This window comes from Nostoc sp. DedQUE12b, assembly GCF_034530835.1.
In the GTDB taxonomy this organism is placed as follows: domain Bacteria; phylum Cyanobacteriota; class Cyanobacteriia; order Cyanobacteriales; family Nostocaceae; genus Nostoc.
The window spans coordinates 1-13,762 of record NZ_JAVRCI010000061.1 but is presented as its reverse complement, the minus strand read 5'-3'; the positions used below and the strand labels follow the sequence as shown (position 1 = coordinate 13,762).

Annotated in this window: 12 protein-coding genes; 4 read left to right on the top strand and 8 right to left on the bottom strand. The window is 40.9% G+C overall.

Annotated elements, in window-relative coordinates; all coding sequences use genetic code 11:
* The first annotated feature begins 10 nt into the window (after nt 1–10).
* Together murD and RMY16_RS24370 are read left to right on the top strand one after the other, a co-directional pair.
* Nucleotides 11–1,528: a UDP-N-acetylmuramoyl-L-alanine--D-glutamate ligase gene (murD, locus tag RMY16_RS24375; protein ID WP_322738517.1), complete on the top strand. Its 1,518-nt coding sequence runs from the start codon at nt 11–13 to the stop codon at nt 1,526–1,528.
* Nucleotides 1,529–1,927: 399 nt separating this feature from the next.
* Nucleotides 1,928–2,944, top strand: coding sequence for an SDR family oxidoreductase (locus RMY16_RS24370; protein WP_322738516.1), 1,017 nt, complete (start codon nt 1,928–1,930; stop codon nt 2,942–2,944).
* A gap of 351 nt (nt 2,945–3,295) precedes the next feature.
* Here RMY16_RS24370 and RMY16_RS24365 read toward each other — a convergent pair whose 3' ends face one another.
* Both RMY16_RS24365 and RMY16_RS24360 read right to left on the bottom strand, forming a co-directional pair.
* Complete coding sequence (locus RMY16_RS24365; protein ID WP_322666819.1) at nt 3,296–3,904, bottom strand: hypothetical protein; 609 nt, start codon at nt 3,902–3,904, stop codon at nt 3,296–3,298.
* 175 nt (nt 3,905–4,079) lie between these two features.
* Complete coding sequence (locus RMY16_RS24360; protein WP_322738515.1) at nt 4,080–4,667, bottom strand: thylakoid membrane photosystem I accumulation factor; 588 nt, start codon at nt 4,665–4,667, stop codon at nt 4,080–4,082.
* A gap of 287 nt (nt 4,668–4,954) precedes the next feature.
* Between RMY16_RS24360 and RMY16_RS24355 the strand changes: the two genes are divergently transcribed.
* A complete protein-coding gene (locus RMY16_RS24355) occupies nt 4,955–6,292 on the top strand; it encodes a Mur ligase family protein (RefSeq protein WP_322666823.1) in 1,338 nt (445 codons plus the stop codon).
* Nucleotides 6,293–6,381: 89 nt separating this feature from the next.
* Nucleotides 6,382–7,200, top strand: coding sequence for a type 1 glutamine amidotransferase (locus tag RMY16_RS24350; protein WP_322738533.1), 819 nt, complete (start codon nt 6,382–6,384; stop codon nt 7,198–7,200).
* Between the two features lie 331 nt (nt 7,201–7,531).
* On the opposite strand, the gene RMY16_RS24345 is transcribed toward RMY16_RS24350, so the two are convergent.
* The 6 genes from RMY16_RS24345 to RMY16_RS24320 form a co-directional block, all read right to left on the bottom strand.
* Nucleotides 7,532–8,044, bottom strand: a complete 513-nt coding sequence (locus tag RMY16_RS24345; RefSeq protein ID WP_322738514.1) for a hypothetical protein — start codon at nt 8,042–8,044, stop codon at nt 7,532–7,534.
* A gap of 159 nt (nt 8,045–8,203) precedes the next feature.
* Nucleotides 8,204–8,797, bottom strand: a complete 594-nt coding sequence (locus RMY16_RS24340; protein ID WP_322738513.1) for a DUF4360 domain-containing protein — start codon at nt 8,795–8,797, stop codon at nt 8,204–8,206.
* A gap of 822 nt (nt 8,798–9,619) precedes the next feature.
* Nucleotides 9,620–11,233, bottom strand: coding sequence for an NAD(P)H-quinone oxidoreductase subunit 4 (locus tag RMY16_RS24335; protein ID WP_322738512.1), 1,614 nt, complete (start codon nt 11,231–11,233; stop codon nt 9,620–9,622).
* 844 nt (nt 11,234–12,077) lie between these two features.
* The gene (locus RMY16_RS24330) at nt 12,078–12,209 is read right to left on the bottom strand and encodes a hypothetical protein (RefSeq protein WP_322738511.1); all 132 of its coding nucleotides are present in this window, start codon (nt 12,207–12,209) and stop codon (nt 12,078–12,080) included.
* A 17-nt stretch (nt 12,210–12,226) separates the two neighbouring features.
* Complete coding sequence (locus RMY16_RS24325; protein ID WP_322738510.1) at nt 12,227–12,442, bottom strand: DUF4258 domain-containing protein; 216 nt, start codon at nt 12,440–12,442, stop codon at nt 12,227–12,229.
* A 363-nt stretch (nt 12,443–12,805) separates the two neighbouring features.
* On the bottom strand, nt 12,806–13,699 hold the full coding sequence (locus RMY16_RS24320) for a hypothetical protein (RefSeq protein WP_322738509.1): 894 nt from the start codon (nt 13,697–13,699) through the stop codon (nt 12,806–12,808).
* Nucleotides 13,700–13,762 lie beyond the last annotated feature (63 nt).

Genomic DNA, 13,762 nt, shown 5'->3' with positions numbered 1-13,762 from the left:
GCTGCAATCTATGTCCAAAGCTACTGTTATTGGATTGGGAAAGTCCGGTGTTGCTGCGGCGAGATTGTTGAAACGGGAAGGTTGGGAGGTAGAGCTGAGTGATGGCAACACCTCCAAAACCCTCCTGGAACAACAACAAGAACTCGCTGCCGAGCAAATAACCGTTAAACTAGGACAATCCCTAGAATTGAATGGTGCTAATTTACCCCAATTAATAGTCGTTAGTCCTGGCGTGCCTTGGGATATTCCCGTATTAGTTGAGGCACGCCAGTTAGGTATTGAAACCATTGGCGAAATGGAACTCGCTTGGCGAAATTTACAATCGCTACCTTGGGTAGGGATTACTGGCACTAACGGCAAAACTACTACCACAGCTTTAATTGCTGCCATTTTCCAAGCAGCAGAATTAAATGCACCCGCCTGCGGTAATATTGGCTACGCTGCTTGTGAAGTTGCCCTATCCCAGAGGGGCAGGGGGGCAGCACTTCGGCTACGCTCAGTGACCGAGGGGCAGGGGAGCAGAGGTGAAGGAACTGCGATCCAAAATCATATTGATTGGGTGATTGCGGAAGTTAGCAGCTATCAAATAGAATCTTCGAGTTCTCTTGCTCCCCGGATCGGTGTTTGGACGACTTTCACACCGGATCACCTGAGTCGACATAAGACTTTGGAGAACTATTACAACATCAAAGCCAAGTTATTACGTCAGTCTGAGTTGCAAGTGTTCAATGGCGATGATGCCTACTTGAGCCAGATAGGTTTAAGTGCTTGGCCTGATGCCTATTGGACAAGTGTGAGAGGAAAAGATTTTCTGATTAGCGAAAAAGGCTTTTACATCGAAGACGGCTGGGTTGTGGAAAAATTGACTGCAACCTCGGCACCAGAACCAATTGTGAAAGTATCTAGTTTGCGAATGGTGGGAGAACATAACCAGCAAAATCTGTTGATGGCAGTAGCAACAGCAAGATTAGCGGGAATTAATCGTGATGCGATCGCGCGTGCAGTTCGGGAATTTCCTGGTGTTGCCCATCGTTTGGAGCATATCTGCACATGGGAAGGTATTGATTTCATTAACGACAGCAAGGCTACTAATTATGATGCGGCTGAAGTTGGTTTAGCATCCGTTAATAGTCCAGCGATTTTAATTGCTGGTGGAGAAGCCAAAGCAGGGGATGATACTGCCTGGCTAGCACAAATTCAAACCAAAGCTGCTGCTGTGTTATTGATTGGCTCTGCTGCACCCGCATTTGCCAAACGTCTGCGAGAGGTGGGGTATCATAACTACCATATTGTGGAAACTATGGAAAGGGCAATTCCCAAGTCGGCAGAATTAGCCAAGCAGTATCAAGCGCCTGTGGTGTTGCTATCTCCGGCTTGTGCGAGTTTCGACCAGTACCCGAATTTTGAGGTGCGGGGCGATCGCTTCCGTCATCTATGCCTTGCTTGGGCGGGAGGCTGGAAACCCGCCAGAGTAGAACTTCCAGAACTTGAAAACTCTAGTCAAGAGTCCATAGTTCAAAGTCGATAAGTTTAACTCAGGAGCTAGGAGTTAGAATACAACTTCTGCCTCCTGGCTTCTGACTTGAAAGTGCTGAATTCTGTTAGTGGTAGCGGCGCGTTTAGCCCGTGCTGAGTAAAAATACTAGTCCGCAGTCATTCTTTTATCCAAGGCTTTTGAAACTTGTTTCATTGAGACTGCCTTCTTCAATAGACTTCTTGGCATTGCCGGGAAAAGGGTAAGGGGAAAGGGGGAAAGGTTTGTTATTTTACCTTTCCCCTTTAACCTTTTTCCTTTTCCCACCTGTTGCAAAAAGAACTTTTGCAACAGGTCTAATCTGCATCTCTACCCAGTGCGTAAGTCCAGCGAAAGATGCAGCGATTAATGATCTAGCTATTCATTAAAAGGTGAAGATATAAATGATTAAACATGCAATTGAAGTCAATTAATCAGCAAGTGATAGCGATCGTTGGGGCTTCCAGCGGAATTGGGCGGGAAACAGCGATGAAGTTTGCTAGGCGTGGTGCAAAGGTGGTAGTTGCAGCACGCAGTGAACTAGGGCTAAAGACTTTAGTCGAGGAAATCCAAGGTTTTGGTGGCGACGCGATCGCAGTTGTGGCAGATGTGAGCGATTTTGGACAGGTAAAAGCGATCGCAGACAAAACCGTAGCACAATATGGACGATTGGATACTTGGGTTAATGCTGCGGCTACAGGGATAATTGCTCCCTTCGAGAAAATTACACCGGAGGAATTTCAACGAGTAATTGATGTCAATTTGATGGGACAGGTGTATGGTGCAATGGCAGCACTACCCTATCTCAAACAAGAGGGACGCGGGGCATTAATTCATATTTCCTCAATGGAGGGTAGGCGCAGTCTGCCGCTACAAAGTCCCTATTCTGCTGCCAAACATGGTTTAGAAGGGTTTCTGGAAGCGCTGCGCGTCGAGTTGCAACACGAAAAATGGCCCATCAGCGTCACCTCAATATTGCCTTCGACAATCAACACACCTTTTTACAATAAAGTTGGCACCAAGTTAGGAGTGAAACCTTCGGGGATACCGCCATATTACGATCCCAGTTTGGTTGCTGATGCCATTCTTTATGTTGCTGAACACCCCACGCGAGATTTTATCGTCGGAGATGCAGGTAAAGTGTTAGATTTGGCGCAACGTATTTCGCCTAGCTTGGTAGATTCACTGTTGCTAGCGATCGCTTTTCAAGGACAGCGTACCAATGAGCCAAAATCAGAGGATGCACCAAACAATGTTTTTGAGCCGATAAACAACTATGACCGAGTTGAGGGAGACTTTGGAAACTTGACAATACCCAGCTTCTTGGATTCGTTGGATATGAATCCAGCGCTGAAGTGGGGAGCGATCGCCTTGGCGGTGTTTGGTATTGCAGGGTTCCTTGGCGGCTGGAGTAATAACGGTGATGTTTAATTAAATCAGAAACGTGAGCATGTAGAGGATCTGATAAGGCGAAAAAACAGCTTTATAGACCAATACAGTTCAGTTAAAGGGGAAAGGGGAAAGGGGAAAGGGGAAAGGTTTTGAATACATCCTTTACCCTTTACCCGCAAACCCATTCCCCAGACCACAAGGAAAGTGAAAAATGCTTATCCGAACCGTATTGCTTTATAGACTATTTTTTCGCTCCTTGATGATAATTTTTCAGTTTTGATTTTAAGTATGCAAGTAAATACTCTTTGAGAAAGGAAAGTAAAGACAATTATGTAGCAATTTTGTTTGTCATTTTGCCGTAGGTTTCAGCATTACTACCCTACATATCAATCAACCAATGGGGCGATTTCCGGGATTGACTGCATGAATATATTCACTACCCGATCGCGGTCTTCCTCGTTTATAATAAGCTTCTTCTGGTTTACCCCATCCTAGCTGCAAAATCATTTCCAAAAAGCTAGAATTTTCCCACTTGCACAAACTTGCCCACTCTGTTCTTTGAACAATTCTTTCTACATCTGATGTGACAATTTGTTGGTGTTGTTTACTATTATTAAAACTCAAGTATAAATCCATCCCTTCAGTGACTTCATACCAAAATTCTACGATGGAATTTTTAGCAGCTTTTAATATCTCTAAGTCCCCATTGAGGGCAATTAACTCAGTATCTATTTCGGGATAGTGCAAGTTTTTTCCTTTAACTGTCACTTCTCGCCAAATAATACCGGAAACTCGATTTTCTTTCTGATACTCGTGAATTGCAGTTTTGAAATCTTGATAGGCAGTGAACTGTTGCAACCCATCAGTGCTGATAAACTGGTCAATTACAGGATTGCCAGAGACTTTTATTTCTAATTTCAAGCGTTTTCCTTTGAGGCAAGCTTGGCGTTCGGCTGCCAAAATTTGAATTAGTTCCTGGGTGGTGTAAACCTTTGACATCAGAATACACTCTGTTAATTATTGGGCAATGGGCATTGATTACGGAATATAGACTATGAAGTAATTTCCTCAATTGTTAAGACCGATATTTCAACATTATGCTTTGGCATTGGCGGCAATGTAGTAACAGATATAACTAAAAATTAGGGCAGACCAAATTGGTCTACCCCATAAGTTACTTAGCTAACTCACTACTAAACTCGTTAAAGGCTCGCCGCTTTAGCTGTGCTGTTTCAGTGCGTGGTAATAAATCAAAGATTTTACGAAATTGATCGTCTATTTCTTCAAAAGGTACTTGACCCTTTTTATTCAAAACTACTTCACCTGATTTATTTAACACCACGACTTGAGGAACACTCCCAGCATAGTAATATCCTGGTTCTGTTGGATCGTAGGTCTCTTTAGGCGGGATAGTATCTACATTAATCGGCATAATCTCTGCTACTCTGCCATAAAATTCCTGTACCCGTGAAATGGAAATGGCATATCTTTTGGAATCGCTACTATCATCCAGATAAAAAGCCAAAAATACGGGTTTATGTTCCGCTAAAGTTTGTGCGAGTGTCTGCCTGGGAGGAACTAATGAACCATTACCAGCATAAACGACAAAGATGTTGCCATCATATAAATCATTATTAAGACCAGCAGATGCAGGTTGCATACTTATAATGAAAAGACTTACAAGCAACAACAGGCATTTGGACAACCACCTTCGCCAGCCAGTAATTTGTTTATGTAAAAAAAGAAACTTTGTGCTATTCATCAAAAGGAACCTTGCAAGGTACTACTTGTCGTGAGTTTGTGCTTAATTCGGCCAACTGGGCTTGATATGTAATTACGCCCACGCACTATTTTTTAAGATAACGCCTACTGAGATTATCTCTCGCAAGTGGCTGGTATCGCTACGCGCAAGTCAAAACAGAGCTAAAGTAGCGCAACAATCCAAAATCTAAAATTGCCAATACTGGCTTTTTCAGCCAGGATTCGCTAAACTCACAAGATTAAATTTGCACTTTTAATTAGCAACCGCCAGAAGACTAGGGTACAGATGTGGGAAACAAAATACAATTCATAGATAGACTGCGATTGGGTTTCGCGGTGTCAGTGGCAAAGAGTGTGACCTTTATAGTGCGATCGCTCCGTCTGGGTGCTGCTAGTGTATTACCAGGCTCGATTGCTCGTCGCATTGAACCCAGACTCTTACAATTATTGAGTCAGCAAGTTAAAAATGGAGTGATTTTAATTGCTGGTACTAACGGCAAAACTACTACAGCGCTGCTTTTATGCACGATATTAGAACGCAAGGGTTTTCGTGTCACTCATAATTCTACAGGTGCAAATCTGGAAAATGGCTTGATGACGGCGCTGTTGGAAAGCACCAACTTACTAGGTACGCTAAATACTGATTACGCCATTTTGGAAGTTGATGAAAATATTGTACCAAGGGTATTAGCACCACTCCAGCCGCGAATCATTCTCTGTTTAAACTTGTTCCGCGACCAACTCGATAGGTACGGCGAAGTAGACACGATTAGTAAGCGTTGGACAAAAGTTATTTCTACCCTACCACCAGAAACAGTGGTAATTCCTAATGCTGATGACCCAACTTTATCTAACCTCGGTCAGCAGTTACCTCAACGGGTGTTATTCTTTGGCTTGAATGAACCAGAACATTATCTAGAAGCAATTCCTCACGCTGTTGATTCTATTTATTGTCCCAAATGTGGACATTCCCTAGATTACAAGGGTGTTTATTTGTCTCATTTGGGAGATTTTACTTGTCCCAAGTGTGGTTTTAGTAAAAGTAAACCAACTCTTGAAAGTAGTGAATGGTCGCAAATTCTTGTTGGTTTGTACAACAAATACAATACTTTAGCTGCTGCTACTGCGGCTATTGAGTTAGGAGTTGATGAAGTAACAATCAGAGATACTATTAATACCTTCCAAGCTGCATTTGGTCGTGCGGAAGATTTAGTAATTAACGGGAAACGAGTGCGGATATTGTTATCAAAAAATCCTGTGGGAACGAATGAAACCATTCGCGTAGTTACTCAAAGCACAGATAAAACCACATTGCTGGTATTGAACGATCGCACACCCGATGGCACTGATGTATCCTGGATTTGGGACGTGGATACCGAGAAATTAGTCGAACGCGGCGGGACTTTAGTAGTGAGTGGCGATCGCGTCTACGATATGGCACTACGTCTACGTTACAGCCAAAAGCACCCTGAGAGTAACTTAAATTTAATTGTCGAAGAAGATTTGCGACAAGCGATCGCTACTGCATTAGAGCATACACCAGAGAATGAAACTCTGCATATTTTACCTACCTACTCAGCCATGCTAGAAGTGCGAGAAGTTCTGACTGGTCGGAAAATTCTTTAAGTTTGGTAGTGGGAATGAGAGAAATTTTTCCCATTACCCAGTTCCCAACACCTAATCCAATTACGAATTACGAATTACGAATTATGAATGTGAGTTCTCAAAATTTGGAATTAACAATTGGTTGGTTGTACCCGACGCTGATGAGTACTTATGGCGATCGCGGTAATGTAATTACTATAGAACGTCGCGCCGAGTGGCGGGGATACGATGTTAAAGTGTTACCCCTGGATCAAAATTCCACAGCCGCAGATATTAAAACTGTAGATGTAATCGTGGGTGGTGGCGCACAAGACCGTCAGCAAGAAATAGTCATGCGTGATTTGCAAGGTGCAAAAGCTGACGCAATGCGCGAGAAAATCGAAAATGGCACACCAGGAGTATTTACTTGTGGTTCCCCCCAATTACTCGGACATTATTATGAACCAGGTTTAGGGCAACGGATTGAAGGTTTGGGAATACTCGATTTAGTTTCTGTGCATCCTGGTGAAAATACTAAGCGCTGTATTGGCAACTTGGTAATTGAAGTGACAGCTTCACGTCTGGCGCAAGATTTAAAAGAGATGACAGGTAGCACACCTTATTTGGTAGGCTTTGAAAATCACGGCGGACGTACCAAGTTGGGAAAAGTGGAAGCTTTGGGACGTGTGGTATACGGTTTGGGAAATAATGGTGAAGATGGGACAGAAGGAGCATTTTATCAGAATGCGATCGCTACTTATTCCCACGGCCCTTTGTTACCAAAAAATCCCTTCGTCGCCGATTGGTTAATTCAAACAGCACTGCGGCTAAAGTATCAGCAGGAAATTACCTTAGAACCTTTTGACGATAGTCTCGCTGTACAAGCACGAGAAGCGATGTTTAAGCGCTTGAAAGTGAGTTTACCAAGTGCTGCTGCGACGACAGTTTAACTTCAGTTCCTTGATTAAACCTCTCCTCGTGTTGTGGAGAGGTTTGAGAGAGGTCAAATTTGACATAAAGCAGAGGGCAAAATAACTCAAGCCTTAGCTAAACAAGTAACATTTCTACCAACTGGAGTTAAAGAGTAAAGCAAAAAGTTTTTTCTAAAGGGCGATGCCTGCGGTAAGCTGTGCCTACGCTAATAATCCGTCGGCTAAAGTACCATAAACTGCTTGTTTTATAACTAATGCTTATGAGGAATAATGGGAGCATCACATTTCCTCAAGAAGCGATCGCTTATCAGTTCGGAAATTAAAAAAGCACTCAAACCACATTTTATTGTTATTGAAGTGCAAACTTCATATCTGTCAACTCTAATTCTCCTCCGGTTGTTGTTAATACTAAATTAACGCCTAAAACACTTTTTCCTGTAGTTGTATAGTTAGTTGGAGGTATTTGATTAGTCAAATCAAAATTCATAGCACTTCCATAGTTCATTTGATATGGAGTTGGTTGATCGCCAACTAAAAATGATGAGATGGTTATTTGTGCTGGTGCTTTCTTGACTACACCTTTTAAAGCTAAAGGCACAAGCCTAAATTGCTTTTGAGTATTAGAGGTATTAATTCTAACGATACATCTAGCCCTTGGCGATTGTGCATTTACAGTTATAGGAGAGTTAAGTGTAAACTGATTTATTTGCGGATCGAAACTTATATTACATCGCCTATTAACCAAAAATTTTGGCTGGTTGTCTATTGCAGTAGCAGTGCTAGATGAATTGGCATCATAACAATAGAAAAAAAACAAGCATATTAACATGAAAAAATTACGTGCATTACTTAATCTCAACATAACTTACTCTCCATCAACATAAATTTGTAATCTTAAAGAAGAATACATTCGGTAGATTCAATGAGTGGGGATTTAGACCCACCACTCATTGAAGACCACTAAATTTGAAATTTGGTTCGGTATATCACCATCTATCCCCAGAATCGCTAAAAGCAACTACTAGCAACGCTTTAGGTCAAAAGAAAGTATTACATCCCCAGCATTGATATCGGCTGTATCAACGAAAATAGAACTTCCTGCTGAGGATTGTGCAACGAGATTAATACCTAATAGTCCTTGCCCACCACCGCTACATAAACCTGAAGCAGCTATAACAGTAATCTCATCTTGCTCCGCAAATGCCTTAGTCGTTGTAAACTTGGTAGTTTGAGGGGGAGCTACGGCTTGCCCAAGAGCACCACCACTAAAGCTATAAGTTCTGCTTAAGCTGGTACCTTTACTCCCTCTATCAATATCAGTATTTCCTTGGTACAGTACTTGTACATCTTGGACGATGAAACCACTTGGAATGAAAGTTTGAACACGTAAAATACACTTTTGACGCTGACCATTGAATGCACTCATGTTATCCAAGATGATCGATAAGCTTCTACCATCATCTCCAGGAAGCTGACCAGCAACACTACATCCGCCAGAACCGAGTGCATCTCCAAAAGTAATACTAGGCTCTTCAGCCAAAACCTTGGTAGCAATCACATTCAGGCCAAGAATTGTAGATAGAGATAGTAATACACCAAATTGTTTAAAGTTCATATTGATTGTACCTATGTTGTTAAAGTTGTTTTTTCATGGAAAATGCAGCCAAAATGCATCTCCCCCAACTATTTAACTAGTGCAGGATAAATCTTTAGAAGGTTTACTTTATTTAGAAACTAAATCGTTTTTAACTGTGGCAGGAATTAACTTAGTGTAAGTATGGCATCACCTATGACGTAGGATTCACCTGTAATAGCCTAAAGTCTTGAGATTAAAAAATGGCATTTTCTCTGTAAAATCCATGAGAGAACTCTCCTATAGATGCAAAAGTAGAATTAAGCTTCAATACCTTTGCTAACAAAAGAGTTTGTCTCGCTTTTGCCGAAATACCCCAATGCAAGAAGGCTGTAAACTCTCAAGCTAATTAATTGCAATAGTTGAGTATCTCTATCTTGAAGTTATAAAAAGAATGTGAGGAACTTGTGAGGAAACATGGTGCTTATTAAAACTTAAATTTTGTCAGGATTCAGGCTGTAGTTTGCTGAAATATCAACAAAAGTAATATTAAAACTACAGAGTTGGTCATTATATAAGATATCTGATTAAAAAGAATGTGAAGAACTTGTGAGGAAATACGGTGCTTATTAAAACTTAAGTATTGACGGAACGCTCAAATTTGAATAATTTTTAGGTAAGGGCAATACCGTGCGGGAAGCCGCTTCTATATGAGACGCTTTGCTAATGCGTCTACATGAATTGCCCTACCTAAAAATCTGTTTCAACTCAATAGCTCCAAAATTTTAGGGGTAGTTATGAAACCACCCCTTTATTCTCCTAATATTTAGAATTTACTTACAGACCCCTTAACAGGAAGTTAATTTACTCAGAAATGTTAATGGAACTTTCAACTTGAGAAGTAGCCAATGTTGGTGCAGAGAAAATACGCGAGTAGAGACTTGATGGTTGTTGATGAGCAACAACTGGTAGAACTTGACGAGCATGGGCGGCTAATTCTACTGCTTTCACATCATAAGTCTGCGTTGCTAACTTGGGATAAAACCCGATTCCGATGATTGGCAGTAACAAACAAGCGGTAATAAATATTTCGCGGGGTTTGACATCAGATATTAGAGCATCCAAGTGTAACTCCTGATTTTGCTCCCCGTAGAACACTTGACGCAGCATCGACAGTAAATAAATCGGTGTCAAAATCACGCCAACCGCCGACAGCAGCACGACTACAACTTTGAAGCTGGAACTGTAAACATCACTGCTGGCGATACCCAGAAACACCATCAACTCACCCACAAAACCACTCATTCCGGGTAAAGCGAGAGAAGCCATTGAACCAATGGTAAACAGAGCAAAGGTTTTGGGCATTACCTTAGCCATACCGCCCATTTTATCCATCATCAAGGTGTGGGTGCGATCGTAAGTCACGCCAGAGAGGAAGAACAAGCTAGCAGCAATCAAGCCGTGGGAAACCATCTGTAACACTGCACCACTGATACCAAGCTCTGTGTAAGAGGCAATCCCAATCAGCACAAACCCCATGTGGGCAATTGAAGAGTAAGCCAAGCGGCGTTTGAGATTGGTTTGGGCAAAAGCACAGCAAGCACCGTAGACAATGTTAACCACACCCAAAACTGCTAACACTGGGGCAAAAGTCACATGGGCATTAGGCAACATTTCCACATTGAAGCGGATGAGGGCATAACCACCCATTTTTAACAACACACCAGCCAAAATCATTGAACCGGGTGCTGATGCTTCACCGTGGGCATCAGGTAGCCAAGTGTGTAAAGGGAAAATCGGTAACTTCACACCGAAGGCAATCAAGAAACCTGCATAAACCAATAATTCCAAGGTTTTGGGGTATTCTTTCATTCCTAGAGTCGCCATATCGAAAGTGACGGTATCTCCAGAGAATGCCATTGCAAAACCAGCAATCAAGATAAATATTGATGCAGCAGCGGTGTAAAGAATGAACTTAGTAGCGGCATAACGACGGTTTTGTCCTCCCCAGATGGAAATCAGCAGGTAAACCGGCACTAACTCGATTTCCCACATTAGGAAGAACAACAGCAAATCTTGGGCAACAAATACGCCAAGCTGGGCGCTGTACATCGCTAACATCAAACCATAAAATAATCGCGGCTTGGTGGTAACTTTCCAAGCCGCGAATATTGCGAGGGTATTTATTAAGCCTGTCAGAAGCAGTAAGGGCATCGATAAACCATCAACCCCCACCGCCCAATGCAAACCTAACTGCGGTATCCAAGGATAGTTTTCTACAAGTTGGAGTGTTGAACTCTGAAAATCGTAGTTATACCAAAAGGCATAAATCATCAGTGCAAAGTCGGCGATCGCAACTCCCAAACCATACCAGCGAACAGTTCTACCTTCTTTGTCTGGGATTAGGGGGATGGCTAAGGTAGCCACCAAGGGTAAGAGGATTATGGTTGTTAGCCAGGGAAATTCTATAGCATTCATCACTTCTGACAATCAATTTGGCTTATCGCTTTTAATTTCATTATATTAAGGAATCAATACTTTTGTAAACATTCTTTAACTATAGAATATTAGATTTTTGGTATAGATAAGAATTTATACTCATTGAATGTCAAATTATCAGGATAGATAAGAATAAATACTTATCAGTTTTTGACGATTCCATTCTAAATGTAAACTTTTGCAACGTCAACAAAGGACAGCAGCTAAAGCCACCGTTACAATACAGTTACATTTCCTGCTTCAGCCCTATTGTCAGGGCTATCTAGTCTAAACTCCAGTAAGTTGATTCATAGACTTAACCCCCAACACTTCCCAACTAGCGTTGGGCAGGGTGGAGAAAAATGGATAACTAACAAGTATGAATCTCGTCTAATCAATTGCAGCAAGTCCCAGACTATAGGTATATCCGGGGACGAAGACATGAATTATGGTTGGTATAAAAAATTAGTAAGATAGCGATCGTACAGCCATTAATATCCGAAGTCTACAATGGGCTACCTAATGCACTTTTATGTAAACTTACTTGAACTCGAAGATGTATCATCCTAATTCAGTGTTATCCACTGACAAAAACTCATGTAATTCTTCTATAGTGAGTGAAGCATGGTAAATATTAGGTTCGACTTTATAGATTTCAATAAAAGAGGCGATCGCTTCATTAAGTTGCTTGATTGCTGCTTCTTGATTTATCCCTTGTCTTACCAGTCCATTTTCTAAGCAGAAATTAACCTAATAACCTGGACTCTTTTGCAAAACTGTTGTGTAGAAGTCCATAAATGTGTATTAGTGGATAGCTGAAGCAGTATTTAATTTTGGCAATTATTCATGATCCAAAACTAGCCACTTCTACAGGGCGTTTAACAGCTAATCTTTTACGGTTAGTTTTGATTTGTTCAATTTTGTGAAGAGTTTCAGCAGTTAAATAACTTTCGCCGCAATCAGCACAGGTTATCACTGGAATATTTTCTATTACTAACAGGTCTTTACCCTTACCATCCAGTTGGACTTAGCTATTGCAATTATTTCGACTTCTTCTGCATCAAGAGTTAAACCTCTAATACGATATTTAGATTCTGCTGTCACTTTATCTTTTTGACGTTCTAGTATTTCGCCTGTGACGATACCTTGTTCAATGTCATAGATTGTTAGATTATCATCGCTCATTTCTTCTTCAGCATGTAGCGTCATTAGATACTGACGAGAAGAAACTTTATCCCGCATTCGTTGCAAAATTTCATCGAACAAGGTGGTAATCTCAGACGAATTAGACTTTAACAGTTTACAGCGATCTTATCCCTAATTTACTAGGCGCGATCGCATAGATTGACCTCTCCCCCAACCCCTCTCCGAAGCGGAGAGGGGAGCCGGATTTCTCTCCCTTCTCTTGTAGGGAAGGGGGTTGGGGGGTTAGGTCTGTGTGCGAAGTGCGAAGGTGCGATCGCGCTGATAGAATGATCAATTGGTGAGAACAAACATTGTTATCTTTGTACTCCTAAAGCTTGACTTAAAATGACATCTATTAAATCAATAAATTATTTATTTTATGTTGATTTACTTAATCCTATAGTTCCAAGTCTTAATAGCTAAATCAATATACCATCCCAAATTAGTAGGAGTATTTTTTTCCTGTGACCTCCACCATTCCCAAATAGAATCATCAAAAGGACGCGTAGCACCTTTAAGAAGATAAATAAATAAATCTAAAGTATTTATACCACCACCAGCTTGACATAAATACATATTTGCACTAGCCCATTTTGCCATACCATGTCTATCAAATGATAAACAAATCTTATTGTTAGGTTTGTCTTCAATATTAACGGTAGTCTTAGTACACACCAACCATTCAACAACAGAATCTTGAGCAAAATTGCTGTTATTTGCGGCTAATACAAAACCAAATCGTGCTACTGGAATTTTGATTTTAGTTTTAACCCTAGTTGGCAACCAAAGAAACAACCATATTCCTTTACTTGTATTAGTTATTTCAGCTAGTTTCTTATCATTTTCTCCTTCACCAGTACCATATAATATTTTTCTATAAGTAGGACTAACCATTTCCTTGATTTTTGGTTGAGCCATAAAAAGCTCTCTGATAATTCTAAAATTTTGATAAGTATCTACAGGCAAGTTACTTTTAAAGTTATGAGTAAAAGCTGGTAAGAGTTTACTTTGCAGACCTTCATTTTGTAAACTACCAGGTAAGCCAAACACAGGGTAAAGAATATCATAATTCTTACCTTCTAATTTGAACTTAGCACCTGTTGTCTCATATTCAACACGGAATTTCCAAAAATATATATCATCTTCAAATTTTGATGCTTCTTTATCTGTGTAATTGTCTTCATGAAAAGTAGGAGCAATAGCGATTAACTTTATCGGTAATGAGTAATCGATTTTGTCGGCAAAAGAGTAATTTTGTAAAATAATTTTTCGATATCTCAATAGCTGAGATAACCTGAGTTCGGGTTAAGCATTGTGAGATAAAAGCCATTCCATCTGAAGGCT

What these genes read in the sequence shown, in the direction of transcription:
- RMY16_RS24360 (WP_322738515.1), bottom strand. Translation starts at nt 4,667, where the DNA reads ATGAATAGCACAAAGTTTCTTTTTTTACATAAACAAATTACTGGCTGG.
- RMY16_RS24345 (WP_322738514.1), bottom strand. Translation starts at nt 8,044, where the DNA reads ATGTTGAGATTAAGTAATGCACGTAATTTTTTCATGTTAATATGCTTG.
- murD (WP_322738517.1), top strand. Translation starts at nt 11, where the DNA reads ATGTCCAAAGCTACTGTTATTGGATTGGGAAAGTCCGGTGTTGCTGCG.
- RMY16_RS24340 (WP_322738513.1), bottom strand. Translation starts at nt 8,797, where the DNA reads ATGAACTTTAAACAATTTGGTGTATTACTATCTCTATCTACAATTCTT.
- RMY16_RS24325 (WP_322738510.1), bottom strand. Translation starts at nt 12,442, where the DNA reads ATGACGCTACATGCTGAAGAAGAAATGAGCGATGATAATCTAACAATC.
- RMY16_RS24335 (WP_322738512.1), bottom strand. Translation starts at nt 11,233, where the DNA reads ATGAATGCTATAGAATTTCCCTGGCTAACAACCATAATCCTCTTACCC.
- RMY16_RS24365 (WP_322666819.1), bottom strand. Translation starts at nt 3,904, where the DNA reads ATGTCAAAGGTTTACACCACCCAGGAACTAATTCAAATTTTGGCAGCC.
- RMY16_RS24370 (WP_322738516.1), top strand. Translation starts at nt 1,928, where the DNA reads ATGCAATTGAAGTCAATTAATCAGCAAGTGATAGCGATCGTTGGGGCT.